This window comes from Microbulbifer sp. SE14, from assembly GCF_059834885.1.
In genome coordinates this window covers 59,337-85,460 of sequence record NZ_JCBAJA010000021.1, presented here as the reverse complement: position 1 = coordinate 85,460, position 26,124 = coordinate 59,337, and the positions used below count along the sequence as shown (strand labels likewise).

The 26,124-nt window shown below is 63.2% G+C and carries 22 protein-coding genes; 13 read left to right on the top strand and 9 right to left on the bottom strand.

Annotated features, from left to right (window positions below; translation table 11 throughout):
- Positions 1–92: 92 nt before the first annotated feature.
- The 4 genes from yidC to rpmH are packed head-to-tail and all read right to left on the bottom strand — an operon-like array spanning position 93 to position 2,557.
- A complete protein-coding gene (gene yidC, locus AC6R19_RS15130) occupies positions 93–1,766 on the bottom strand; it encodes a membrane protein insertase YidC (protein WP_500580691.1) in 1,674 nt (557 codons plus the stop codon).
- A 4-nt stretch (positions 1,767–1,770) separates the two neighbouring features.
- On the bottom strand, positions 1,771–2,004 hold the full coding sequence (gene yidD / locus AC6R19_RS15125; protein ID WP_500580675.1) for a membrane protein insertion efficiency factor YidD: 234 nt from the start codon (positions 2,002–2,004) through the stop codon (positions 1,771–1,773).
- Positions 2,001–2,390, bottom strand: a complete 390-nt coding sequence (rnpA, locus tag AC6R19_RS15120; protein WP_500580674.1) for a ribonuclease P protein component — start codon at positions 2,388–2,390, stop codon at positions 2,001–2,003. The genes yidD and rnpA overlap by 4 nt, the downstream gene beginning before the upstream one ends.
- A 32-nt stretch (positions 2,391–2,422) precedes the next feature.
- Positions 2,423–2,557 (bottom strand): 50S ribosomal protein L34, encoded by a 135-nt coding sequence (gene rpmH / locus AC6R19_RS15115; protein ID WP_067157157.1) that lies wholly within the window; start codon positions 2,555–2,557, stop codon positions 2,423–2,425.
- A gap of 607 nt (positions 2,558–3,164) precedes the next feature.
- Here rpmH and dnaA point away from each other — a divergent pair.
- The 4 genes from dnaA to gyrB all read left to right on the top strand — a co-directional run bounded on the left by dnaA (position 3,165) and on the right by gyrB (position 9,462).
- Entirely contained in the window at positions 3,165–4,643 is a 1,479-nt protein-coding gene (dnaA, locus tag AC6R19_RS15110; protein WP_500580673.1) for a chromosomal replication initiator protein DnaA, read from the top strand.
- Between the two features lie 53 nt (positions 4,644–4,696).
- Complete coding sequence (dnaN, locus tag AC6R19_RS15105) at positions 4,697–5,803, top strand: DNA polymerase III subunit beta (protein ID WP_500580672.1); 1,107 nt, start codon at positions 4,697–4,699, stop codon at positions 5,801–5,803.
- 98 nt (positions 5,804–5,901) lie between these two features.
- Complete coding sequence (recF, locus tag AC6R19_RS15100) at positions 5,902–7,020, top strand: DNA replication/repair protein RecF (RefSeq protein ID WP_500580671.1); 1,119 nt, start codon at positions 5,902–5,904, stop codon at positions 7,018–7,020.
- 18 nt (positions 7,021–7,038) lie between these two features.
- Complete coding sequence (gyrB, locus tag AC6R19_RS15095; RefSeq protein ID WP_500580670.1) at positions 7,039–9,462, top strand: DNA topoisomerase (ATP-hydrolyzing) subunit B; 2,424 nt, start codon at positions 7,039–7,041, stop codon at positions 9,460–9,462.
- A 119-nt stretch (positions 9,463–9,581) separates the two neighbouring features.
- Here the strand turns inward: gyrB and AC6R19_RS15090 are convergent, their stop codons facing one another.
- Together AC6R19_RS15090 and AC6R19_RS15085 are read right to left on the bottom strand one after the other, a co-directional pair.
- Entirely contained in the window at positions 9,582–10,262 is a 681-nt protein-coding gene (locus AC6R19_RS15090) for a phosphoadenosine phosphosulfate reductase domain-containing protein (RefSeq protein WP_500580669.1), read from the bottom strand.
- Positions 10,263–10,396: 134 nt separating this feature from the next.
- Positions 10,397–10,849, bottom strand: a complete 453-nt coding sequence (locus tag AC6R19_RS15085; RefSeq protein WP_500580668.1) for a GNAT family N-acetyltransferase — start codon at positions 10,847–10,849, stop codon at positions 10,397–10,399.
- Between the two features lie 233 nt (positions 10,850–11,082).
- Between AC6R19_RS15085 and AC6R19_RS15080 the strand changes: the two genes are divergently transcribed.
- Complete coding sequence (locus tag AC6R19_RS15080) at positions 11,083–13,245, top strand: TonB-dependent receptor family protein (protein WP_500580667.1); 2,163 nt, start codon at positions 11,083–11,085, stop codon at positions 13,243–13,245.
- Between the two features lie 177 nt (positions 13,246–13,422).
- Here the strand turns inward: AC6R19_RS15080 and AC6R19_RS15075 are convergent, their stop codons facing one another.
- A complete protein-coding gene (locus AC6R19_RS15075) occupies positions 13,423–14,601 on the bottom strand; it encodes a class I SAM-dependent rRNA methyltransferase (RefSeq protein ID WP_500580666.1) in 1,179 nt (392 codons plus the stop codon).
- A 163-nt stretch (positions 14,602–14,764) separates the two neighbouring features.
- Between AC6R19_RS15075 and rimO the strand changes: the two genes are divergently transcribed.
- From rimO to AC6R19_RS15060, 3 genes are all read left to right on the top strand, one after another.
- Positions 14,765–16,087, top strand: a complete 1,323-nt coding sequence (gene rimO / locus AC6R19_RS15070) for a 30S ribosomal protein S12 methylthiotransferase RimO (protein WP_500580665.1) — start codon at positions 14,765–14,767, stop codon at positions 16,085–16,087.
- A gap of 80 nt (positions 16,088–16,167) precedes the next feature.
- Entirely contained in the window at positions 16,168–16,392 is a 225-nt protein-coding gene (locus AC6R19_RS15065) for a hypothetical protein (RefSeq protein ID WP_500580664.1), read from the top strand.
- Between the two features lie 113 nt (positions 16,393–16,505).
- Complete coding sequence (locus tag AC6R19_RS15060; RefSeq protein WP_500580663.1) at positions 16,506–17,726, top strand: S41 family peptidase; 1,221 nt, start codon at positions 16,506–16,508, stop codon at positions 17,724–17,726.
- A gap of 32 nt (positions 17,727–17,758) precedes the next feature.
- On the opposite strand, the gene AC6R19_RS15055 is transcribed toward AC6R19_RS15060, so the two are convergent.
- Positions 17,759–18,727 (bottom strand): hypothetical protein, encoded by a 969-nt coding sequence (locus tag AC6R19_RS15055; RefSeq protein ID WP_500580662.1) that lies wholly within the window; start codon positions 18,725–18,727, stop codon positions 17,759–17,761.
- A 140-nt stretch (positions 18,728–18,867) separates the two neighbouring features.
- On the opposite strand from AC6R19_RS15055, the gene AC6R19_RS15050 reads away from it, so the two are divergent.
- From AC6R19_RS15050 to AC6R19_RS15030, 5 genes are read left to right on the top strand one after another with little or no spacing between them, the layout of a single operon-like run.
- On the top strand, positions 18,868–18,996 hold the full coding sequence (locus AC6R19_RS15050; RefSeq protein ID WP_500580661.1) for a hypothetical protein: 129 nt from the start codon (positions 18,868–18,870) through the stop codon (positions 18,994–18,996).
- 60 nt (positions 18,997–19,056) lie between these two features.
- Entirely contained in the window at positions 19,057–19,434 is a 378-nt protein-coding gene (locus AC6R19_RS15045; RefSeq protein WP_500580660.1) for a BlaI/MecI/CopY family transcriptional regulator, read from the top strand.
- 14 nt (positions 19,435–19,448) lie between these two features.
- Positions 19,449–21,194 carry a M56 family metallopeptidase gene (locus tag AC6R19_RS15040; protein WP_500580659.1) on the top strand — a complete coding sequence of 582 codons (1,746 nt, stop codon included), beginning with the start codon at positions 19,449–19,451 and terminating at the stop codon, positions 21,192–21,194.
- A gap of 58 nt (positions 21,195–21,252) precedes the next feature.
- Positions 21,253–22,536 (top strand): serine hydrolase domain-containing protein, encoded by a 1,284-nt coding sequence (locus AC6R19_RS15035; RefSeq protein WP_500580658.1) that lies wholly within the window; start codon positions 21,253–21,255, stop codon positions 22,534–22,536.
- A 40-nt stretch (positions 22,537–22,576) separates the two neighbouring features.
- Complete coding sequence (locus AC6R19_RS15030; protein ID WP_500580657.1) at positions 22,577–22,909, top strand: DUF8738 domain-containing protein; 333 nt, start codon at positions 22,577–22,579, stop codon at positions 22,907–22,909.
- A gap of 84 nt (positions 22,910–22,993) precedes the next feature.
- Here AC6R19_RS15030 and AC6R19_RS15025 read toward each other — a convergent pair whose 3' ends face one another.
- Positions 22,994–25,975, bottom strand: coding sequence for a S8 family serine peptidase (locus AC6R19_RS15025; protein ID WP_500580656.1), 2,982 nt, complete (start codon positions 25,973–25,975; stop codon positions 22,994–22,996).
- Positions 25,976–26,124 lie beyond the last annotated feature (149 nt).

The window sequence follows — 26,124 nt, the reverse complement described above, 5'->3', positions numbered from 1 at the left end:
CTAGGTCCTGCCGCCGGTAGTTGTCCGGGAAATATTTGCCGATGTGGCTTTTTCCCGGACAACTACCGGCGGCAGGGCCGATCGGAGTCGCGCTAGACCTTGCCGGCCTCCACCTGCGTGTTGATATACCAGGTCTGCGCAATGGTGATCAGGTTGTTGGCGATCCAGTACAGAACCAGGCCGGCCGGGAACCAGAGGAAGAAGAAGGTCATCATCACCGGCATCAGCTGCATGATGCGCGCCTGGGTCGGGTCCGTCGGCTGCGGGTTCAGCTTCTGCATAAACCACATGGAGGCGCCCATCAGTACCGGCAGGATAAAGTAGGGGTCCTTGGCGGACAGGTCGTGAATCCACAAGATCCAGGGGGCGTGACGCAGCTCGACGGTCTCGGTCAGCATCCAGTAGAGGGCGATAAACACCGGCATCTGCAGCAGAATCGGCAGGCAGCCCCCCATCGGGTTGATCTTCTCGCGGCGGTAGAGCTTCATCGTCTCCTCCGCCAGCTTCTGCCGGTTGTCCTTGTACTGTTCCTGCAGCTTCTTCATCTGCGGTGCGAACTTGCGCATGCGCGCCATGGACTTGGTGCCGGCGGCGGACAGCGGGAACAGCAGCGCCTTGATAAACACCGTCAGCAGGATGATCGCCCAGCCCCAGTTGCTGACGATATGTTCCTGGATAAAGTGCAGCACGCGGAACAGCGGTTTGGCGATCCACCAGAGCCAGCCGTAGTCCACGGTCAGGTCCAGGTAGGGGGAGATCTCCTCCAGGCGATAGACATCCTTGGGGCCGGCATAGAAGGTGGCGCTTAGTTCACCCTGGGTGCCGGCGGGGATTTGCACCTGCGGCGAGGTGAAGCCCATGCGGAAGAGTCCGTTGGACAGCGCCCTCAGTTCGAAGGTATTGCGCACATCCTGCGGCGGAATCCAGGCGCTGAGGAAGTAGTGCTGCACCATGGCCACCCAGCCGCCCTCGACGGTTTCGCGGGTGGGCTTCTCGGCGATCTCCTCGAAGTCCTGCTTGAAGTAATTCTCCTCATTGGTGTGGATGGCCGCGCCGAGGAAGGGGGACACGCCAATACCCGCATCCACCGGTGGCTCGCGGTCGTCGCGCTTGATCTGGCCGAACATGGCCGCGGACCATGGCTGGGCGGCCCGGTTGTCCACCAGGTAGGAGACGTCGATCAGATAGTCGCCGCGCTTGAAGGTGAAACGCTTGGTGATATCGGCGTCCTGCTGCTTCAGGATCAGGTCGACGGTCAGGCTGTCCTGGCCTTCCACCAGTGCGTATTTGGTCTCCGCGGTTTGGAACAGCGGGCGGCCGGCGGCGCTGTCGGTGCCGTTGCGGCCGATCAGGCCGCTCTGGGCGATATAGGTGTGATCGCGGGTCTGGTTCAGCAGTATCAGTGGGTTCTCGCTGTGCAGCTCCTCGTCGTACTGGCGCAGCGCCACCTTGACGATATCGCCGCCCCGGGGGTCGATCAGCAGCTCGAAGACATCGGTGGTCACGCGGATCAGCTCGCGTTGCCCCCTGTCTGCGGCGGCGGCGCCATTTGGCGCCTGCAGCTGCGGCACATCGCTGTCGCCGGTATCGGGTTGGGGGACTGTCGTCTCGCTGTCGCCGCGCAAGTCTCCCCGCGTCTCTCCCCGAACCACCGTCTCCCGGTCCAGTGCCGGCGCGCGCGCCTCCTGGAATTCGTTCCACTGGAATATCAGTGCCAGGACAACTGCGGCGATTCCGCCCAGCAGCGTGTAGCGTTGCCAATCCATCATTTTACCTAAGCGTGTTCTTTGTGGGGCGGGGAACCGGATCCAGGCCGCCGGGATGCCAGGGGTGGCATTTTATAAGGCGCCGCGCGCTTAAATAACCCCCCTTTAGGAATCCATGGGTTTTTAATGCCTCTTCCGCATAATGGGAGCAGGTGGGGTAGAAGCGGCACTGGTTGCCGACCCAGGGGCTGGCCAGGTAGCGGTAGGCGTGGATCAGTTTGATCGCCTGCCTGGTCATCGCTGTCCGGCCTGCGGCTGCGCGCGGTTGGCCAGCTTGCGCCACAGTTTGTTCAGCAGCTTCGCCAGTGCGGCCTTGTCCAAGTCCGCGACACCTGGGCGCGCCAGCACCACCGCATCCACCGCCGGCAGTTCGTGCTGGCGCAGGCGGAAGGTCTCGCGGGCAATACGCTTGATGCGGTTGCGATCCGAGGCGTTGCGGACGTGTTTCTTGGCGATGACCAGGCCCAGACGCGGATGGCCGAGATCGTTGGGGCGGGCGAGAATCAGCAGGTTGGGGTGCGCGGCGCGTACCTGCTGCTTGGCGGTAAAGACCACCCGATACTGCGCCGCGTTCAGGAGGCGCAGCGGCTTGGCAAAACCGAAGTCGCTGCGCGTCTGTTGCATAAAAGGAGGGCGTCCCGTTGCCGGGCGCGGACTTATGCAGACAGTACCTTGCGACCTTTGGCGCGGCGGCGGGCCAGGACCTTGCGGCCGTTCTTGGTTGCCATGCGGGCGCGGAAACCGTGGGTGCGCTTGCGCTTCAAGTTGCTGGGTTGAAAAGTGCGTTTCATTGTCTTGCTACCTGAGACGTTGTATTCGAACGAAGTATTCGGAAATTCGTGGACTGTCCCTCTCGGGCTGGCCCAGCCGCGGCCTGAGCTCCGGGACCGGCAGGAGCCGGAGCAGGCGGAGCAATGCGCTGCGAAGGCGGCGGATTGTATAGAAAGGCACCAGTGAAATCAACGCGGCGGCGGGGGAAATTTGTCGCGTGCCCGTGCCGCCGCTGCGGTAGTTTTAGCCGCCGCCCGGGCAAGTGATTGAGTCGGCTGCAGTATTCCCAGATGCCCACCGATTGGTCCCAAGATATACACAGATCGCTGTGGATAACCTCTTCGGTTGCACCCTGGCCGCCTGCTCAATTAGTGTGCAAGTCGTTGATTGTAAGGGACTTTTCGTCGCAATTTTTTCAACAATCGCCGCACTTCTTGTGGATAACCCGGCGGCGCAAAGGTATACTCCCACGATCTTTTGGACGGTGCCGGCAGCCGCAGAATGGGCAGCCAGGGTTGCGATAAGTGCAGCTCCGTCTTTGCCGTCCGGTTTCCAAGGGTTTCTCTTTTTTTCGGGGTTTTAGGGGGTTTCTTGTCTGAATCCGTTTGGAGGCAGTGTGCCAACTGTTTGCAGGATGAACTGCCGGCACAGCAGTTCAATACCTGGATCAGGCCGCTGCGTGTCAGTCCCGCAAGTGCCGCGGGGGAGTTGCGTCTGCTGGCTCCCAACCGCTTCGTGCTGGACTGGGTCGGGGACAAGTTTCTGAACCGTATCCGGGAGTTGGTACACCAGTTTTCCGGCGAGCAGCCCGCCCAGGTGATGCTGGAGATCACCGAGCGGCGGCCTGCGCGCTTCCAGCGCAGCCGCGCCAGCGTCGAGGCGCAGCAGGCCGTTAGCCCTCAACCCTCTCCTATGGGGGCTTTCGGCAACCCGCCGGTATCCGCTCATCCCGCGGCGGCGGAGGAGAGTGCTGCCGAGCAGATCACCAGTGGCGAACTGGCGCTGACCGACCTGCGTTCTCCGCCCACCCAGCGACCGGCGCCGGAGCCGGCGCGCAATGTGGAGGTGGAGGGCGCCATCAAACACGGCAGTTCCCTGAACCGCAACTTCACCTTCAAGTCCTTCGTCGAGGGCAAGTCCAACCAGTTGGGCTTGGCCGCGGCGCAGCAGATCGCCGACAACCCCGGAGGCGCCTACAATCCCCTCTTTATTTACGGCGGCGTCGGCCTGGGCAAGACCCACCTGATGCACGCGGTGGGCAATGCGCTGCTGGAGCGCAATCCGAATGCCAAGGTGGTCTACCTGCACTCGGAGCGCTTTGTCGCCGATATGGTCAAGGCGCTGCAGCTGAACGCCATCAGCGATTTCAAACGCTACTATCGCTCCGTGGACGCGTTGCTGATCGACGATATCCAGTTCTTCGCCGGCAAGGAGCGCTCCCAGGAGGAGTTCTTCCACACCTTCAATGCGCTGCTCGAGGGCGGCCAGCAGATCATCCTGACCTGCGACCGCTACCCGAAGGAGATCGACGGCCTTGAGGAGCGCCTCAAGTCCCGCTTCGGCTGGGGCCTGACGGTGGCGGTGGAGCCGCCGGAGCTGGAGACGCGGGTGGCCATATTAATGAAGAAGGCCGAGCAGGTGGGTGTGGACCTGCCTCACGACTCGGCCTTCTTTATCGCCCAGCGCATCCGCTCCAATGTGCGCGAGCTGGAGGGCGCCCTGCGGCGGGTGATTGCCAACGCCCAGTTCACCGGCCGTCCCATCGACGACCTGCTGGTGCGGGAGGCGTTGAAAGACCTGCTGGCGCTGCAGGACCGCCTGGTGAGCGTGGACAATATCCAGCGGGTGGTGGCCGAGTATTACAAGATCAAGGTGGCGGACCTGCTGTCCAAACGCCGCAGCCGCTCGGTGGCGCGGCCGCGCCAGGTGGCCATGTCCCTGGCCAAGGAGCTGACCAACCACAGTCTGCCGGAAATCGGCGACGCCTTCGGCGGGCGCGACCACACCACGGTGCTGCACGCCTGCCGCAAGATCCGCGAGCTGCAGGAGTCGGACGCGGATATCCGCGAGGACGTCAAGCTGCTGACCCGCTCGCTGACAACCTGACAAGTAAACCGAACAACCGACGAAATTGATAACAAAGTAAGGCGAAACTACCGATGAAATTCAATGTGAGCCGGGACGCCCTTCTGAAGCCGCTGCAACTGGTCGCCGGTGTGGTGGAGAAGCGCCAGACGCTGCCGGTATTGGCCAATGTGTTGATGCAACTGCAGGGGCAGGAACTGTCCCTGACCGGTACCGACCTGGAAGTGGAGATCGTCGGCCGCCTGCCGGTGGACGGCGTGGAGATGGAGGGCGAGGTGACGGTACCGGCGCGCAAGCTGCTGGATATCTGCCGCTCCCTGCCGGACAGCGCCGAGCTGAAGTTCGAGCGCGACGGCGAGCGCCTGGTGCTGCGCAGCGGCCGCAGCCGCTTCCAGCTGTCCACCCTGCCGGCGGCGGATTTCCCCAACCAGGAGGAGACCAGCGCCCAGACCCGCTTCTCCATTTCCCAGCGCGAGATTCGCCGCCTGATCGAGGCCACCGGCTTCGCCATGGCGCAACAGGACGTGCGCTACTACCTGAACGGCCTGTTGCTGGAATGCCGCCCGCAGCAACTGCGCGCCGTGGCCACCGACGGCCACCGCCTGGCGCTCTGCGACCGCGACGCGCCGGGCCTGAACGTGGAGTCGCCGATCCAGGCGATAGTTCCGCGCAAGGGCGTGCTAGAGCTGGGACGCCTGCTGGAGGACACTGACGCCCAGGCGGAGGTGGTGCTCGGCAACAACCATATCCGCGTCATCAGCGGCCAGTTCACCTTCACCTCCAAGCTGGTGGACGGCAAGTTCCCGGACTACGAGCGGGTATTGCCGCGCTCCACCGGCAATGAGATCTACGCCGACCGCCAGGCCCTGCGCCAGGCATTCTCCCGCGCCGCCATCCTCTCCAACGAGAAGTATCGCGGCGTGCGCCTGCAGATCTCCGAGGGCCTGCTGCAGATAGTGGCCAACAACCCGGAGCAGGAGGAGGCGGAAGAGCAACTGGTGGTGGACTATGTTGGCGAGCCGCTGGAAATCGGCTTCAATGTCTCCTATCTGCTGGATGTGACCGGTGCCATTCACAGCGAGCAGATCCGTATCGGCCTCGCCGATGCCAACAGCAGTGCGCTGGTGCAGCAGCCGGAGGAGGGAGACGCCCTCTATGTGATCATGCCGATGCGGCTCTGATATTCCTCTGTGCTGATACCCTTCTATCCTCATGGAACCGCCATTCCCCTGGGCATGGCGGTCTTTCTGTCCGGGCCTGTCCCGGTTGGGCTGCGGCTGTGGCCCTGACCCGTCTCGCTCTCTCCAACTTCCGCAATATCGCCTCCGCCGAGCTGTCCCTGGCTCCCGGTGCGAATCTCTTCTGCGGTCCCAACGGCAGCGGCAAGACCTCGCTGCTGGAGGCGGTTCATATGCTCGCCACCGGGCGCTCCTTTCGCTCCCGCCAGCACAGGGCGGTGATCCGCGAAGGGAGCGGCGGCCTGACCGTGTTCGCGCAGCTGGACAGCGGCTACAGTCTCGGCGTGGAGCGTCTCGGCGATGGAGGCGGGCGTATCCGCATCAACCAGGCGCCGGCGGAATCCAGCTCGCAGTTGGCCAGCTGCCTGCCGTTGCAGGTGATCAACAGCGACAGCTTCTCGGCCCTGGATGGCGGGCCGGGTGTGCGCAGGCGCCTGCTGGACTGGACGGTGTTCCACGTGGAACATTCCTTCGCCCTGGAGTGGAAGAACTACCAAATAGCACTGCAGCAGCGAAATGCGCTGCTGCGACGTGGTAAAATGGCCCCCGATTTGCTGTCGGTTTGGGAGCGCAGACTCGCCGAAAGCGGGGAGCGCGTAGATAGTTTGCGCAGGGAGTTGTTCGAGCAGCTGCGCTCCGCGACCTCGTCCCTGATCGCAGAGCTGTCCCAAACGTCCGGAGAGTCGCCCCTGACGCGGGTGGAGATGTCCTACCGCCGCGGCTGGCGCAAGGAGCTCGACCTGCTGCAGGCGCTGGAGGAGTCCCGCGAAGGCGATCTGGCCCAAGGGCATACCCGCACCGGTCCCCACCGGGCCGACCTGCGCTTCAGCGTCGGCGGCGAGGCGGCGCACAACATCCTCTCCCGGGGCCAACAGAAGATGCTGGTCTGCGCGCTGCGCACGGCCATGGCGGAGCTGGTTTGTCACCATCGGGACAAGCCGGTGTTTCTGGTCGACGACCTGCCGGCGGAACTGGATGAGAAGAATCAGTTGCAGTTTGCCCGCTGGGTGAGCCGCTGTGCCAGCCAGGTGCTGGTGACCGGAATAGAGGTGGAGGCCACCAGCCGTCCCTGGCTGCAGTTGTCCCCGCCCTGGAACAACCCGAAGGTGTTCCACGTGGAACATGGGAATATCAGTGCCGATCCATCGGCCACCACATAAGTTTGATGGAGTGAGTAAATGTCAGAGCAGCAGAGCTATGACTCCAGCAGTATCAAGGTGTTGAAAGGCCTGGATGCGGTGCGCAAGCGCCCCGGCATGTATATCGGCGATACCGACGACGGCACCGGCCTGCACCACATGGTGTTCGAGGTGGTGGACAACTCCATCGATGAGGCGCTGGCGGGTCACTGTGACGAAGTTCGGGTGACCATTCACCCGGATGAGTCTGTCTCGGTATCCGACAACGGCCGCGGCATCCCCACCGAAATACATTCGGAAGAGGGGGTTTCCGCGGCGGAAGTGATTATGACCGTGCTGCACGCCGGCGGTAAGTTCGACGACAATACCTACAAGGTATCCGGCGGCCTGCACGGTGTGGGCGTGTCGGTCGTGAACGCCCTGTCCGAAGAGCTGAAACTGACCATCCGCCGTGGCGGCAAGGTACACGAGCAGGTGTACCGCCACGGCGTGCCGGACGCGCCCCTGGCCGTGATCGGCGATACCGACGGCACCGGCACCACGGTGCACTTCAAGCCATCCGCGGACACCTTCTCCAATATCGAATTCCACTTCGATGTACTGGCCAAGCGCCTGCGGGAGCTGTCCTTCCTGAACTCCGGTGTGCGCATAGTCCTGAAGGACGAGCGCAGCGGCAAGGAGGAGGTGTACGAGTACGAGGGCGGCCTCAAGGCCTTCGTCGAGTTCCTGAACCAGAACAAGACCCCGATCAACAAGGTGCTGCATTTCCAGAGCCAGCGCGAAGACGGCATCGCCGTGGAAGTGGCGCTGCAGTGGAACGACAGCTTCCAGGAAAACATCTTCTGCTACACGAACAACATCCCCCAGCGTGACGGCGGCACCCATCTGGCGGGCTTCCGCGCCGCCCTGACCCGCGGCCTCAACAACTACATAGAGAAGGAGGGCCTGGGCAAGAAGGAGAAGGTCAGCACCACCGGTGACGACGCCCGCGAGGGCCTGACCGCGATCATCTCGGTCAAGGTACCGGACCCCAAGTTCTCCTCCCAGACCAAGGACAAGCTGGTTTCCTCCGAGGTAAAGCCGGCGGTGGAGCAGGAGATGGGCCATCACTTCAACGACTACCTGCTGGAAAACCCCCAGGAGGCCAAGGCTGTGGTCGGCAAGATGATCGACGCCGCCCGCGCCCGCGAGGCCGCGCGCAAGGCCCGCGAGATGACCCGCCGCAAGGGCGCCCTGGACATCGCCGGCCTGCCCGGCAAGCTGGCGGACTGCCAGGAGAAGGACCCGGCCAAGTCCGAACTCTACCTGGTGGAGGGTGACTCCGCCGGCGGCTCCGCCAAGCAGGGCCGCGACCGCCGCACCCAGGCGATCCTGCCGCTGAAGGGCAAGATCCTGAATGTGGAGAAGGCGCGCTTCGACAAGATGCTGTCCAGCGCCGAAGTGGGCACCCTGATCACCGCGCTGGGCTGTGGCATCGGCAAGAGCGAGTTCGACCCCGACAAGCTGCGCTACCACTACATCATCATCATGACCGACGCCGACGTGGACGGCGCCCATATCCGCACCCTGCTGCTGACCTTCTTCTTCCGGCAGATGCCGGAGCTGATCGAGCGCGGCCATATCTACATCGCCCAGCCGCCGCTGTACAAGATCAGCAAGGGCAAGCAGGAGCAGTACCTGAAGGACGAGACGGCCCTGACCCAGTTCCTGACCAACGCGGCGCTGGAGGGCGCCAGCCTGTTCGTCAATCCGGACGCGCCGGCCCTGTCCGGTGAATCCCTGGAGAACCTGGTGGGGGAGTACCGCGCCGTGCTGGCCACCATCGATCGGCTGTCGCGACTCTACCCGGAGGAGGTGCTGCGCAGCATGATCTACCTGCCGAGCCTGGCCCAGGCGGACCTGCAGTCGAGGGACAGGATGGAATCCTGGTGCGCGCAGCTGCAGGAGAAGCTGGCGGAAGAAGAGGGCAACGGCGGCGGTCGCCGTCATCGTGTGAGCGTGCACGAGAACACCGAGCGCGGCCTCTTTCTGCCCCATATCCATGTCGTCGCCCACGGTGTCGGCAGTGACTACCAGTTCAGCCACGAGTTCTTCGAATCCGCCGAGTACCGCGCCATCTGCGCCCTGGGTGAGAAGATGGTGGACCTGCTGGAGGAGGGTGCCTATATCCAGCGCGGCGAGAAGCAGCAGCCGGTCGACAGCTTCCCCGAAGCCCTGGAGTGGCTGATGAACGAGAGCCGCCGCGGCTACGGCATACAGCGCTACAAGGGGCTGGGCGAGATGAACCCGGACCAGCTGTGGGAGACCACCATGAACCCGGAGAGTCGCCGCATGCTGCAGGTGACCGTCGAGGACGCCATTGCCGCGGACCAGATCTTCACCACCCTGATGGGCGACCAGGTGGAGCCGCGCCGGGACTTTATCGAGAGCAATGCGCTGGCGGTGGAGAACCTGGACGTGTAAGTTGTTTCGGGACTCGGGACTCTCGGCTGCCCCTATCTGCTCCCCTCTCCCGCTTGCGGGGGAGGGGGCAAACAAAAACGGCCGCAACTGCGGCCGTTTTCAGTTTGAGACTGGAAAAGTCACTTCTCCAGCAACAATCCGCACTCCCTGTGCTCCTCCCCCTTGGTCGGATCGAAGTAGACGTCGTTGTCCGGTAACTCGTTCTCGTACACATACTCCTCCACGTCCAGTTCGCTGAGGTGAAACATGGGGGCGACGCGGATGGTGCCGTGGTTGCCCTTGGTGAAGATATCCAGGTTCTTGCGGTGGGCGTTCTGGTCGTGGCGGATGCCGTTCAGCCACACGTCCGGCTGCAGTTCCTGCATGGCGCGGTTGAAGGGCTCCAGCTTCACGGTGCGGGAGAAGAAGTCGTGCTCCGGTGTATCCAGTGGCGGAATGCCACCGTAGACGGCGTTGTAGTGGGCCGCGGACATCTTCGGCGAGTAGGTGCGCAGGTTCAGGTCGAACTCCTTCACCACCCGCTCGATATGGCGGTAGGTCTCCGGCGTGTTGTAGCCGTGGTCCACCCAGATCACCGGGATATCCGGTTTGGCGCGGGTCACCAGGTGCAGGAAGGCCACCGCGAGCGGGCGGAAGTTGGTGAAGACCACCGGGTTCTCCGCCTGCTCCATCGTGAACCGCATTATCTCGCTCGGCTTGGCCCCCTTGAAGCGCTGGTTCAGCGACTCCAGGTCGGCACCGTGGTGGAAGGTGCGCGTCGGGTAGGAGCGAATGGCGTTGCTGCTGGCGTTAAGTCCCATAAAACACTCGAGGCATTGGATCTGTAGGGTGAAAAGCATGCTACCCGCTGCAGGAACGAGTGAGAAACAATAAAAAGAAGTGAATCCATAAGATCCGGTTATAAGAAAGGGGCAAACCACAGCTGGCGGATGATTCAGCCGGCCGCCGCGGCGCCACTGGCGCAGTAGCACATCCGTATCTCCGCCTGGCCCGCCGCGGCACTGGGCTGCCGCCCAATCTCCACGAAGCCGTGCTGCTGCAGGAAATAGCGCGCTCCCAGGTTCTCCTGCAGAACCAAGGCCTCCAACTGGGACCTGCCGCGCTTGGCCGCGCGCATCAACTCGCTGCCGGCGCCGCGGCCGGCAAAAGCCGGGCTGACACAGAGGCACTCCAGCCGATCGAGATCCCTGACCGCGGCAAATCCCTCCGCAATACCATCGTCCACCTCCGTGTACACCATGCAGTCCGCCTCGCGGCAGTGGCGGCGGAACTCCGCCGCGCGGGCTTGCCAGTAGTGTGTGGGCAGGGAAGGGTGTGCGCTTGTCACCGAGTAGAACCAAAGCTGCTCCAGTCTTTGCAGGTCCGATTGACGTGCCGTTCGAATCATTCTTGCAACCTAAGTGAGCACTTGCTCGCAATCCTAGCCAGTGAAAAAGCCAGCTCCTAGTCTGACTCGCCGGCCTTCCGGGTAGGCCGGGAAGAAAAGAAGGGGGACCCGGGGATAGAAACCCGCTCGAACCCGTAAAGTTTTGTTAACTCAAAACTCCGTTAAATGTTAAAATAGAATCATTATTATTAACAAATTCAATCATATAACAGCCAGTAATCCATGGAGGATTCATGAAGCTCTTCTCCCTGTCCCCTCTCGCCCTGGCGTTGGCTGCCATTGTGGCCGCACCAGCCCTGGCTCAGGACCGCGATGTGCGCCTGGAAACCATTTCCGTGATCGGCGATGCCGAGGCCATCGACCAGCTGCCGGGCTCGGCCCACCTGGTCAGCGCCGAAGAACTGGCCAAGTTCGAGTTCGTCGATATCAACCGCATGGTGCGCGCCGTACCGGGCGTGTATCTGTTGGAAGAGGATGGCTACGGCCTGCGCCCGAACCTGGGCATCCGCGGTTCCGGCAGCGGCCGCTCCAGTAAGCTGTCCCTGATGGAAGACGGCGTGCTGATAGCCCCGGCACCCTACTCTGCGCCCGAGGCCTACTACTTCCCCACCGCCGGCCGGCTGGACAGCATCGAAGTGTTGAAGGGGCCGGGTACGCTGAAATACGGCCCCTTCACCGTCGGCGGCGCGGTCAATATGCTGAGCACGCCGATCCCTGAAGCCTCCGAGGGCATGGTGCAACTGGAGGCCGGCCAGCTCGGCGAAACCCGCTTGCACAGCTACTACGGTACCAGCTCCGATAACACCGGCTGGCTGCTCGAGACCCACCAGCAGCAGGCGGATGGCTTTCGCGACATCGACCGCGCCGACAGCGCCGATATCGCCAAGGAAGACTACCTGCTGAAGGGGCGCCTGAGCTCCAGCGCCGACGCTGCCTACCAGCAGCAACTGGATATCAAGCTGCAGTACTCCGAAGAGGAGTCCGGCATGAGCTACCTGGGTCTGACCGACGCGGACTTCAACAGGGATCCCAACCGCCGCTACGGCATCAGCGCCCTGGACGAGATGCAGAACCGCCACAGCACCGTGCAGCTGAACCACAGCATCGCCCTGAGCGACAGCTTCTCCGTGCACACCCAGGCCTACTACAACAAGTTCAAGCGCGACTGGTTCAAGGTCAGTCTCGGCGGGCTGATCGAGGACGCCAACGGTGGCGACGCCGACGCCCAGGCTGTACTGGACGGCCTGGCGGACTACGACTTCGGCATCAAGCACAACAACCGCAAATACGAGGCCCGCGGCCTGCAGCTGAGCGCCGACTGGCAGCTGGCCACCGGCGACATCGATCACGAACTGACCTTCGGCCTGCGCCGCCACTGGGATGAGGTGGACCGCTTCCAGCCGACGGAAAACTTCAGCCAGATCGACGGCGGCCTGGTATTTCAGGGCATCAGTGCCCCAAGCTCGAGCAACAACCGTGTCGAGGAAGCGGAAGCCACCTCCTTCTTTATCTATGACGATATCCAGCTTGCAGAGAAGCTGACCCTGACCGCAGCCCTGCGCTACGAGGACGTGGAGACCGAACAGCAGCGCTACAACGATCCGGAGCGCAGTGAAAAGGGCAGCAGCAAGTCCAACAGCCTCGACGAGTGGATGCCGGGCCTGGGCCTGGTATACGACGTGAATGAGCAGTGGAGCCTGCTGGCCGGTGTGCACCGCGGCTTTGCGCCTCCCGGCGCTGGGGCCAGCGACGGCGTGGGTGCGGAAGTGTCCACCAACTACGAGGTGGGCGCGCGCTTCAGTGACGGCAACCTCTATGGGGAGGCCATCGGCTTCTTCAGCGACTACGAAAATACCGTGCAGAACTGCTCTATCGCCGTACCCTGTCCGGACGGCGCCGACGGCGGCAGCTACCAGCTGGGCGAGTCTGAAATCAAGGGCTTGGAGGCTTCCATCGGAAGTGAGTGGGCACTAGCCAACGGTTGGAACCTGCCGGTGCGGGCCAGTTACACCTACACGGATGCGGAAATCACCAAAGACAGCGATGGCGGCGACCTGTTCGCGGGCGACAACTTCGCCTACCTGCCGGAAAACGTTTTCGCCCTGTCCGCCGGCCTGGACAGCGGCGCCGCCTGGCGCCTCAACCTGACCGCCGCCTATCAGGACGAGATGTGCGTCAGCACCGAGTGCAACCGCGGCGGCACCGACAAGTTCGACCACACCGAATCCCTGTGGGTGCTGGACGCTGCCGCCCACTACGACTTCAGCGAGGATCTGAGTGGCTACCTGAAGGTGGACAACCTGCTTGACGAGCAGGCCATCGTCAACCGCGGCCCGGACGGCGCCCGCGCCAACCGCCCGCGCACCGCGACCCTGGGCATGAAGTTCGTCTTCTGACCCGGTCGCTACCGGCAAACGAAAAAGGCCGCGGACCACATTCTAAAAGAGAGTGCCCGCGGTCTTCTTCATTCTGTAGGAGCGGCCGTTGGCCGCGATCGGATTCCGGAGAAGTCGAGAAGCTCGATCGCGGCCAGCGGCCGCTCCTACAAGGGCAGGTCTTCCTTCATCTATTACCTACTTGTACAGGTGCACGAAGTGCGCCTTCAGGTAGCGCGTCTCGGGAATCGCCGGGTGCACCGGGTGATCCGCCCCCTGGCCGCCGCTGGTCAGCAGTGCCGCTGGCCGGCCCAGCCTGTGCGCGGCGCCGCGCACGCAATCCAGCAGTTCGTCCGCCTGCAGGTGCATGGAGCAGGAAGCGCTCACCAATAGGCCGTCCGCCGCCAGCAGCCGCATCGCCAGTTCGTTGATATGGCGGTAGGCGGACAGCCCCGCCTTGTGGTCCTTGCGCCGCTTGATAAAGGCCGGCGGATCCAGCACCACCACGTCGAATTGCTCGCCATCGGCCACCATGGCTTTCAGCACATCCACCGCCTTGCCGCGCACCGTCTGCAGCCTGTCCGCCAGTCCGTTGTGGGATGCGTTGGCGCGGCACCATTCCAGCGCCTGTTCCGACGCGTCCACGCAGGTGGCGCTGTCGGCGCCGCTGGCCAGGGCCTGCACGCCCCAGCCGCCGGCGTAGGAAAACAGGTCCAGTACCTTCCGGCCTTTTACCCACTGGTTCAGCCGCGCGCGGTTGTCGCGATGGTCGTAGAACCAGCCGGTCTTCTGCCCGGCGTGCACCGGCGCCAGCAGCGCCACGCCGTTCTCCTCGAAGGGCGCCATCTCCGGCACCTCGCCGTAGGCGACCTCGTTGACCAGCGGCATCTCCTCCAGGGCGCGGCCCTGGTGATCGTTGCGCAGCAATATACCCTTCGGCTCCACCAGCCGCACCAGGGTGTCGACCACCTGGGGCAGCAGCTTCTCCATACCCCAGTTGCTCACCTGCACCACCAGGTAGTCGCCGAACCTGTCCACCACCAGTCCCGGCAGCCAGTCGGAATCGCCGTACACCAGCCGGTAGCCGGGGCGATCGAAATAGCGCTCGCGCACGGCCAGCGCGGTGTGCAAGCGCTCACTCAGCAGGGCTGCGTCCAGCTCGGGGCCGCGGGAGACCAGGCGACCGCAGATCAGCTGGCCCGGATTGACAAACGCGGTGCCCAGCGGCTTGCCCTGGCTGTCCAGCACCCGGCACTGGCTGCCGGGCTCTATGCCCTTGAGCGGCGAGCGTTTGGTGTCCACCTCGTTGCTGTAGATCCACAGGTGACCGCGTTTCAGGCGGCGCTCGGCGCCGCGGTTCAGTATCAGTTCGGGCAAGGGGGCTCTCCGTTGGACTTTCTGGGCTGGGCGGCAATTGTGCGCCTCGGTGGCTCCAGGTCAAGTTATAGACTGTCGGCCTGTGGCCGCTTTCCAAGCGCGCGCGGCGCCGTTAGAATTGCCCGCTTTTTAACCAAACTGATAGCACTCCCCTGGAGCCTCCATGACCAGCACCACTCCAAAAGTTGGATTCGTTTCCCTCGGCTGCCCCAAGGCCACCGTGGACTCGGAGCGCATCCTGACCCAGCTGCGCACCGAGGGCTACCAGCTGGTGCCCACCTACGAGGACGCCGACGTGGTGGTGGTCAATACCTGCGGCTTTATCGACAGCGCCAAGGCCGAGTCCCTGGATGCGATCGGCGAGGCCATCGCCGAGAACGGCCGGGTGATAGTCACCGGCTGTATGGGTGTGGAGGAGGCACATATCCGCGAGGTGCACCCGAGCGTACTCGCGGTCACGGGTCCCCAGCAGTATGAACAGGTGGTCAACGCGGTCCATGAAGTTGTTCCGCCCGTGGTGAACCACGACCCCTTCGTCGACCTGGTGCCGCCCCAAGGCATCAAGCTGACCCCGCGCCACTACGCCTACCTGAAGATCTCCGAGGGCTGCAACCACAGCTGCAGTTTCTGCATCATCCCCAGCATGCGCGGCAAGCTGGCCAGCCGCCCGGTGGGCGAGGTGCTGGGCGAGGCGGAGCGGCTGGTCAAGTCCGGCGTGCGGGAACTGCTGGTGATCTCCCAGGACACCAGCGCCTACGGCGTGGACCTGAAGTACAAGCTGGACTTCTGGGACGGCCGCCCGGTCAAGACCCGCATGCTGGAACTCTGCGAGGCGCTGTCGTCAATGGGCGTCTGGGTGCGCCTGCACTATGTGTACCCCTACCCGAATGTGGACGACGTTATTCCGCTGATGGCCGCGGGCAAGCTGCTGCCCTACCTGGACATCCCCTTCCAGCACGCCAGCCCGAAAATCCTGAAGGCGATGAAGCGCCCGGCCTTCGAGGACAAGACTCTGGCGCGCATCAAGAAGTGGCGCGAGATCTGCCCGGAGCTGACTATCCGCTCCACTTTTATCGTCGGTTTCCCCGGCGAGACGGAGGAGGACTTCCAGTACCTGCTCGACTGGCTGACCGAGGCGCAACTGGATCGCGTCGGCTGCTTCAAATACTCGCCGGTGGACGGCGCGCCCGCCAACGAATTGGAAGGCGCTGTGCCGGAGGAAGTGAAGCAGGAGCGCTGGGAGCGCTTTATGGCCCACCAGCAGCAGATCAGCGCCGCGCGCCTGCAGCGCAGGATCGGCAGCGAAATCGAAGTGCTGATCGACGAGGTGGACGAGGAGGGCGCCATCGGCCGCTCATGGGCCGACGCCCCGGAGATCGACGGCGCCGTCTACCTGAATGGCGAAACGTCGCTCGCGCCCGGCGACAGGATCCGCGCCCGCGTGACCCACGCCGACGAGTACGACCTCTGGGCGGAAGTGCTCTGAGCCTGTTCCGCAACAGCTGTTCCAGCGGCCACTCACCGAAGAAAAGCCGGAGCTGGCCGCACGCGTATTTACTCCCTCTGTTGAAACATGCGATAAGCAGGCGCTGGGACTACGATGCCATGCCGGTGTTGAGTGCGCTCTCGGTGCTGGTACTCGATAGTTGCCGGCAGCGATCGCGCGGCGCCGCCGGCTACGCGAAGGACTATTTCCGTTTGCTGGCCGACTGGTCCAGGGGCTGCCTGTCCCCGCCCTACGGCAGGGCCAGTTCCTCCGAACTGAAAAGCCCGCTGAAGCCCTGCCGCTAGCAATCTTAAGGAAAAACAAACAAGGAGAAAGGATGCGTTTCAGTTTATCGGTTTCCCTGTTGGCAAGTCTTTGCACTATTTGCAGCTTTACGCAGGCTCTACCCCAAGCGGAGGTGAAGCGTTGGTCCGAGGATATCGACAGCTATAGGCAACAGCTGGAAGCAAAGCATATCAACCTGTACCACAGCGTAAGCAGGGAAGCGTTTGCCGTGGAACTGCGCCAACTGAAAGTGTCGCTGCCCGAACTCAATCACCAGCAGCTTCTGGTCGAGATGATGCGAGTCAGCCGGTTGGTGGAGGACGGGCATACACAGTTCGCCTGGTGGGAAGGGGATATCGATTTCTTCCCGTTCCATTTCCTGAAAATCGACGGGGAATTTCGCTTGGTCGCCACCGGCGCGGATCACCGGCATCTGCTCGGCCGCAAACTTCGGGCTATCGACGGCATTCCCACCGAGGAAGTGATGTCGCGCCTATCCCCGGTAGTACAAGGCGTGGAGAATGCGCACTCGCTGAAAGTGCGGCTCTCCGGGCAGATCAATGCAGTGCAGATCCTCTACGGCCTGGGCATCACCGATCGGCTCGACCTGGCCGAATACACGTTTGAGGACGACGGCGGGCGCGTGGAGAAAGTTTCCGTGCAACCGCTGTCCATGGGGCAGTACCACAAGCAGGTCACCCACTCTCTACTTCCAAAAGTGACGCCGTTTCGCGAAAGGCGAGTGATCGAATCCGAGGATCTCTGGCTTTCAGCCGACGAAGCAAGCCAAACGGCTTACCTCTACTTCCGCAGATACCCGAGTTTTTCGGACATGGAGGATTTCGCCGAAGACGTCAAAGACTATCTGGACGACCAGCGCATCAGAAACCTGATTATCGACTTGCGCGACAACGGCGGCGGCGACTTCTTTGTCGGCCTCGGCTTGGCCTGGGGGCTGGTGCTCGTGGATGGTCTGGACTGGGAGCAGGGGGTCTATACCCTGATCGGCAACAGAACTTACTCCGCCGCCATGAGCAACGCGGCCCAGTACCGACAGATACTGAATGCCAAATTGGTGGGAGAACCGACCGGGGGCAATCCGGTCGGCTACCAGGACATGGGTCGGTTTTCCCTGCCCAACTCAGGCTGGACCGTCACTTACTCCAAGCGCAGCTACAAGTTCCAGGACAAATTTTCCGAGGGGGTCCAGCCGGACGTGTTGATTGAGGCGGACTGGGAGAGCTACCGCCGGGGAATAGACAAGCCCCTGGCCTGGGTGATGGACGATATTGCCGAGAGAAACGGGATGTCGCCGCTGGCTGTGGACAGGCGCGACGAGTCCCGCAAAAAATAGCCGCTTTTAAACAACCGCAATTTGATCGGCGACTAGGATCTCGGCAATGCTTCGATCAGATTTGTCAGTGCGTCTTCCATCGTGGTGTCGCCCTGTAGGTAGGGCGCCCAATGCTTTTCCATCAGGGGTACATAGGCTTCCCAGCCGCCGTCGTAAACGCCGTGGCTCATTGCGTAGGTCTCATAGTCCACCCCGGCCGTTTGCAGGTGTGTTCTGACCACCTGCCCCACGGTGTAAAAATGCAGTGCATGCCAGAGGCTCCGGTGGGCGCGGGCCTGTCGGTCATCGAGTCTTCTATTCAATGCCTCTCTCAAAGGGCTTCCCCGTCCGCTGGCCCGGACATGGACAACTTCGTGAAACAGCATTTCCAGGGCGAACCAGTCCTGGTACTCCTCTGACTGGCTGGTGATCAGGGTATGGGCGCTGCGTCCCGAGGTGGTGGCGCCCTGGGGTAAGCCGGGCACAATATCCACCTGGTGGCGGTGCTCGATCAGCGGAGTCTGGAGCAGTCGACTCAACCGCTGCGCGATTGCTTCGCCGTGCTTTTCCAGTTTGGGTATCAATGTTGCCCCCCACTGTTCATTCATCTGATGATGCTGCGGCCAGAACCCGGTCCGGTAGACAGCGGTGGCCTCGCGATAAGGCTTGCACAGGATCGGGCACTCGTCGGGCAGGCTTTGCCGGGCCATAAGCGCGGCGGTGACCTCCGACAGCTCGGTGTCGGAACGCAACACATGAATACGCCGGTTGGCAGCAAATGGCCGGTAGGCCGTCACGGCCACGACAAGCGCTTGTCTTTGTGCCGGCGTCAACGCGGGATTGTCGGTTACCTGTTCGGCAAACAATATCTCCGAGCGGGCCAATTCATACAGGAAAAAGTGCTGATTCAGCGCCGGATCACTGTCGAAATCAAGCTGCTGCCACTGGCCCAAATGCACAGGTGTTGCATTGGCCATCGTGCTTCCCAACAGCCAAAGGACGGCCAAAAAGAGTATTCGCATGGGCTTTCCATTTCTTTGCGTGGTTCTTGTCAGTACGAGTTTCCCAGCCTGCCGGCCACGCCGGAGAGGAATTCCCGACGGCGAGGCACGGCACCTAATTTTTTAAATTACTTAATTTTGCCACCGCGAGCGAGCGGCCCATGGATACAGCAAAGGCGGCAGGCGCTGCGGCATACTGGATTGATCCGGGCGCCAAACAGTTACCGTTACCAGGCCTTTCATTCGCAAAAATGAACTCTCCAGTCACTCATGAAAAACTAATTAATTAGTTGACAACCGGAATCTGTGCTCCTAGAGTTAAAAAAACTAACGAATTAGTAGACTGACCCATGGCCAGAAAGAAATCCGATCAGCTCACCGACGGTGAACAGGGCATCATGGAAATACTTTGGGAGCGGGGCGAGAGTTCGGTGAAGGACATTGCCGGTGCGCTTTCGACGGACAAGCCAGCCGCCTACACCACCGTGCAGACCATGTGCAAAATCCTGGCGGAGAAAGGCTACGCCGACTACCGCAAGGAGGGGCGCGCCTTTATCTACCGCGCCCGCATAAGCCGCACCGAGGCGCGCCAGAGCGCGCTCAAAAGCCTGCTGAACCGCTTCTTCGGCAGCTCCCCCGAACTGCTCGCGCAGCACCTGATCCGGGAAACGGATATCGACCTGAAGGACCTCGAGGCCCTGCAGCGGAAAATCGACGAAACGGACTGAACGGCGGGTGCTCCATGCTCTTTGAACTGACACTCTTCACGACCTTTACCCTGCACCACCTGCTGGTCGGGGGCTGCCTGATACTGCTGCTGGCCACCGCGGTTCGGCTGTGGCGACCGAGCGCCGAACTGCAGAGCTGGCTCTGGACCACCGCCTTCGCAATATGTCTGTTGGTTCCCTTTGCGTCGCTGGTATCGAGCGCGGAGCCACCGGTGGCTGAGCACGACGCGGTGGTCGCGCAGACAGAAGATGCCGCAGTGGCCGCGTCGCCGGCGGCCAACGGCAGTGTCGCGCTCCCCGAAACTGCGCCGCGCCCCTCTGCCACCGGCGACAAATTCCAGTGGCAGCTCTCCGCGCTCTGGGTGAGTGAGGCGAGCACAGGCCTGTACATTTTCCTGCTGATCTGGCTGCTGGGCAGCGCCTGGCGTTCGGTCGGTGTGGTGCGATCGATTCGCCGCACGCGCCGGCTTGTTGGAGCCGCGGTGCCCTACAGGGATTGCGGGAAACAGCTGGTCCCCTGTCCGCTGCTCGTATCCGCGAGCGCCAGGGCGCCGATGGCCGCGGGCCTGTTAGAGCCGGTAATCCTGCTGCCAAAAATCCTTGTCGAGCGATTCGATAGCGAGCGGCTGGCGCCCATCATCCTGCACGAGTGGGCCCATATCCAGCGCCGGGACCTCTGGGTGGGCACCCTGCAGGAGCTGGTTGCCATCGTCTTCTGGGGGAGCCCGGTGATGCGACTGATTGAGCGAAAGATCCATGTTTCCAGGGAGTTGGCCTGTGACATGCGCGCGGCGCGCGCATTGGAGAGTGGCAAGCGCTATGCGCAATCCCTGCTCGACTGTGCCGAGCTGATGATCACCCGGCAACAGAACCTGGTGGCCATGGGGCTGTTCAGTAAAAAGAAGGACCTGACCGAGAGGATAAACGCCGTGCTGAAACTCAAAACCGCTAAGACACCGAAACTTCTGGCCACCGCAACCGCCTGTGCCGTATTCGCCATCGCCAGCCTGGGCGCCGCACAGGAATACGCGCCGCGGATCGACCTGGCTTTCATCAAGGGCGAAGCCCTGTCGCGCGCCGCAGGCGAGCGACTGATGGAAGTCATCCGCAGAAACGACCTGCCGGCGCTGACGGAAATGCTGAACAACGGCCTCGACATCAATACGCCGGTACCGGGGGAGGGTAGCGCCCTGATAGAGGCGGTCCGCCATAACAGGCGCGAGATCGCGGAGCTGCTGATCGGTGCCGGGGCGGACGTGAATTTATCGTCCCCGGGTGATGGCAACCCGATGATCGCCGCCGCGCAGCACAACCGCATGGAACTGGCCGAACTGCTCCACCAGCGGGGCGCGGACCTGGACACTGTAGTACCGGGAGACGGCACACCGCTGATTGTCGCCATCCGCTCCGGCCACGATGCCATGGCGGAGCAGCTGATCGATTGGGGTGCCGATGTAAACCGGGCCGCAGAGCGGGACGGCAGCCCACTGATTGCCGCAGCCATGACCGGCAACCTGGAAATTGCCCAACGGCTTTACCGACAGGGGGCGGATATCAACGGAATAGTGCCGACCGATGAGACACCGCTGATCAATGCCTCGCACCACGGCCATCTGGAAATGGTCAGGTTCCTGGTGGAGAAGGGAGCCGATGTAAACCTCGGTGTCATGGCCAACGGCAATGAATTCAGAACGCCGCTCAACCGGGCGCGCAATGCGGCGGTACGCGAGTACTTAATCGGCGCGGGGGCGACGGAATAAAAATCCCTGTCCCAGTGTTCCTGCCGAGGAACCAATGAAAATTTAAAAGGGAATTGGCGTGAAAAAAATAAACAAGCCGCTGCTGGCCACGGTGGCGCTGGCGATATTTCTCGGCTGGCTGCTGTGGCCCGCCTACCAGTTCTTCGCCTACAACAAGGGCTCGATGCCGCTGCCTCCTTTAGGCTGGCTGGAGCTTCCCGGCGATAGCCCGTCAGTGCAGGAAATCCGCGATCCGGCCTACGCGGAGGCCGGACAGCTCTCCTTGATGGCGATCGAAAAACACCGGCAGAAAATTGCATCTCCGGCAATCTCCGCCGCCGTATCCGCCTGTGGCAGGCTGGTGTGGGCGGGCGCCGCCGGCTGGTCGGATATCGAATCGAAAACCCCGGTCAGCATCGCAACCCGCTTCCGCATCGGCAGTACCGCCAAGGCGCTGACCGGCACCGCGCTGGCGCGGCTGGTGCAGAGCGGGCACATGGAATTGGACGCACCGATTGCAAAATACCTACAGCCTCTGCCCAATACAGAGTGGGCCCAGATAACGCCGCGTCACCTCGCCTCCCATATGGGCGGCCTTCCGGACTACAAGGAAAACAGGGACTGGCTGGGCCTCTACCAGACCCTGGCGCTGCGGAGTCACTACGACAGCATGGCCGAAGCGCTGGACGTGTTCGACGACAGCCCCCTCCTGTATCAGCCGGGCACCCAGTTCCACTACACCAGCTTCCACACGGTTCTGCTCGGCGCGACCATGGCCGGGGCGGCGCAAAAGCCCTATCTGCAGCTGATGCAGGAGGAGGTCTTCGGGCCGGCGGGAATGACGGCGACAATTCCCGCACCGACCGGCGGCGATTACCAGAATGAAATCGCCACACCCTACAAAAGCAACCGCAGGGCCGGTGCGGAACACCGGCTGCGCGAGTGGCGGCCGGTGGACCTGAGCCACCGCCTGCCCGGAGGAGGCTTTGTTTCCACGCCGTCGGACCTGGTGAAACTCGGCAGCCGCTACCTCGACGATGAATACCTCTCCCCGCAAACCCGCGAAATTTTCTGGACGCCGCAGAAACTGGCCAGTGGGGAAGTGAATCCCCAGCACTACGCGCTCGGCTGGCGCTTCCTCGAAGAGGAGTTTGCACAGGCGGGCCCTGTGCGTTACGCCAACCACGGTGGCGTCTCCCGCGGCGGCCAGAGCTGGCTGATGGTACTGCCGGATTACCGGATGGCGGTGGCCGTGAACATCAATCGCAAGACGGAGGTGTTCCGGGATTTCAGCAGTGTATCGATGGATATTGCCGATGCCTTTATCCGTACCCAACGGGTGGAAGGCTGTGACGGAGGCTAAAAATAGTAGGGGGGGCACGTGACGACAGGAGTGACACACCATGCCTATCCGCTGGATGAGTCTGATCGCCATTTTCGTTTTCAGTGCAGGCACCGCGGCGCAGGAAAAGGAAGAAGACAGCGCGTCTCAGTTGGCGTTGTCTATCGCGGCTGAGCACCTGGATGTCAGTTCCGGGGATTTAAACCTGGTGGTGCTGGAGGAAGTGCAATGGCAGGATAGCAGCCTGGGTTGTCCCAAGCCGGGTCGGCGCTATCTGCCGGTGATTATTTCCGGTTATAAAGCAGTAGTGGAATATTCCGGCAAACACTACAAAGTGCATATCGGCAGGGGAAGGGGACTGGTATGCGAGGGCATACTGCGCAAAGGGCCCTGATTGCCCGCGGCGAGAATCGATGGACGGGAAATCCGGGGCCGATGGAAAGCTCCCCCTCCGCGCGGGAGGGGGATACGGGCACGGTTACCGGGTATCGATAAGCAGTTCCGTTTCGGCGAAAGTCTCGGTGCCGTTGCCGTGACTGAGCAGGCCCAAGGCGCGGCTGCCGGGTGCCAGTCCCATCCACTCCACTGAGACACTGCCAGTGCCGCCCACTTCAGCCGTCGACGGCGCGCTCAGCACTGTGTTGCCGCTGTCGCCGGTCAGGTTGAAGCTGAACAGTGTGTAGGGCGTCGGGCCGGCGGCCGAGGCGTAGTCGATCACGAACACCGCGTACTGACCGGCCTGGGGATTGCGCATGGTGACGGCTTCTGCCGAGGTGGGCGAGCCGCTGCTGCCGACCAGCGGGTAGTCCGGCGCCGGGCCGTACACCTGCAGGTCCAGGTCGTCGGAGCCGTCGCCGGCACCCACATCCGCATCGAACAGTGCCACCCGCGAGAGGCTGGTGCCCTCGGGCACCTCGAAGAAGATCAGGTCATCGGCGCCGTCCTCCACTGCGCCCGGATAGGGCACGCCCTCGGCCAGGCCGTTCATTGCCACCTGGTAGGCGCCGCCGTAGCCGAATTGCACATCGAAGCTCAGCGAGCCGTCGCTGCCGCTGGCGCCCAGTGCCGCCGGCGCGGCGATGGGCACCGGGCGCACCGCGATGGGGCTGCGCGCGGCGTGGTGGCTGGTCAGGGACTGCCAGGTCAGGGCGCCGAAGGCCCAGTTGCCCAGGTCCGCGGCCCCGGTGGCGGTAAAGGTGACGCTATAGCTGGCGCTCTCACCCTCCTTCAGCCGCAACACCGCCGGCTCAACCCGTACATCCACGCCCGCCGGGGCGTCCACCGAGACCCAGAACCATTTGTTGCCCCGAGCCACGTTGGTCACCCTGCGGGTGATCGTCTGGCTGCCGGCCAGCTCGGCAATGCCGATGGAGGCCAGGTTCAGGTCGCTGGAATCCAGGGAGAAACCGCTGGATTCCAGTTGGCCGCAGCTGGCCGGGTCGAGCATCTGCGGCTGCCGCTCCGCGCCGCACAGGAAGGCGAAGTAGTCCGCCAGTCCCGCGTCGTAGACCAGGCCCGGGTTGAAGGCCGCGCCTGGATCTATGGCGCCGGCGCCCATATCGAAGGGATCGGCGGCAGCGGGGCCGAAGGACTTGCGCATGTCGCTGCGCGCGGTGGTCATCAGCGCCGACTTGGCCATGGCCGGGGTCCAGTCCGGGTGCACCTGCTTCAGCAGCGCCATCACACCGGCCACGTGGGGGCTGGCCATGGAGGTGCCGCTCTTGGCTCCGAACAACTGGCCGCCGCTCAGCACCGGGCTGTCTCCGGCGACAATGCCGACGCCCGGCGCGGCCACATCCGGCTTGATGATGTCCGGCGCGCCGGCGTTGGCGCCGCGGGAGGAGAAGCCGGTGATACGGTCCACTCGCGGCACGGAGATCTCCGGGCTCAGGGTGCCGGCGCTGTCGGCGCTGGATGCGATCAGGTTGCCGTCCGGGTGGCGGATCATGATACCGGGAATGGTCGTGTCCGGCGCCGACATCACGATCGGATCCATGCGGTCCGCGGCAGAGCCGTCGTTGTAGACCACTATGGCGCGGGCGCCCGCGGCGGCGGCGTTGTCGTACTTGCTGCTGAAGCTACAGCCACCGCGCATCACCAGGGCTATCTGCCCGTCCATCTCCGCGGCATTGGCCAGCGGCTCACAGGCGGTCAGCGGCTCCGCCACCACAACCGATCCGGAGATGGCACCTGAAACGGCCAGGGAGACAGGGCCATTGCCCTCCAGACCCTCATAGGTGGCGGCGATATCCGCCGGCGCGTCCAGCTGCAGACCGGTGCCGAAGTTCTGGTTGTCCTCGGCGGCGGCCACCGAGGTGACCCAGGGCACACCAGACGGGGTGCCGATGGTCTCGGCGCCCGGGCCGCTGTTGCCGCCGGAGACGGACACGAAGACACCGGCATCGGCGGCGAACAGGAAGGCGATATCGTCCGGGCCGTTGAACCTGGTGCTGCTGCCGCCGATGGAGAAGTTGATCACGTCGACGCCGTCGGCCACCGCCTGGTCGATGGCGGCCATGGAGTCGGACGAGAAGCAGCCGCTGTCGTCCGGATCCGGCGCGTCCCAGCACACCTTGTACACGGCCACCCGCGCCCGCGGCGCCATGCCGCTGAGGATGCCGCCGTTCGGCCCCTCGACGCCGTAGTTGCCGCCGGCGGTGGTGGCGGTGTGGGTGCCGTGGCCGTCCGCATCCCGCGCGGACAGGAACTCGTAGTCCGCCAGGGTGTTCACGGTCAGGAAGGATTCGGAGAAGGACTGCGCCTTGACCAGCTTGTTGTTGCACTCGAAGGGCGCGTCGCCGGGGTTGAACTCGCTGTTGCCGAAGTCGCAGCCCTCGCCGACGAAGGTCTCCGGCACCGGGCCGAAGGGCAGCGCGCGCCCGCGGTCGCCGCGCTTAGGCGTGGGCACATCGGCGAGGCTGGGGTGCTCCGGATGGATGCCGCTGTCGATCACGCCGATCACCACATCCTCGCCGGTGATGCCCCAGAGCCAGGGGCCGGTGAAGCCGGTCAGGCCGAGGAAATCCCGGGTGGAATCCGTCTGTGGTTTGAGCAGTTCGTCCTCCCAGACCCCGAGCACGTCCTTGCGCGCGCGCAGCGCCTCGGCCTCCCTGGCGCTCATCAGCGCGGCGAAGCCGTTGAAGGCCACCTTGTACTCGTGGACCTTGCGCGCGCCGGGTACCGAGGAGAGCACCCTGTCTCGGCGGGACTTGAGGAAATCCGCGTAGTTGCGGTACTGGCTGCTCTGCGGATCCAGCTTGCGGCTGGCGCGCGGCCTGGTCGCCGCCAGGCCGGGGATATGGCCGCCGTAGGCAGCCAGCGGTTCTTCCGCCAGCTGGACGATATAGACCTTCTTCTCTTTGTTGTGGTCGGGTTTCAGTGCCCCCCTGCCGGGTTCCGCCGCGCTGCCAAATGACAGCAGCAGGCCGGCAATCAATGTCGAAACTACCGTTATTCTCATGGTGGATGCCCCATTGTTTTTGATGGCTTTCCAGGAACGGAAGTGATCAAAAGACGGGACTATCCGCTGGGCTCCCCCGAGGTGGCTGGCGCAAGGCGGTACTGCGGGTCTGGTCCTTCAACCCTTCTCCGCCAGCTATGTGGTACTGC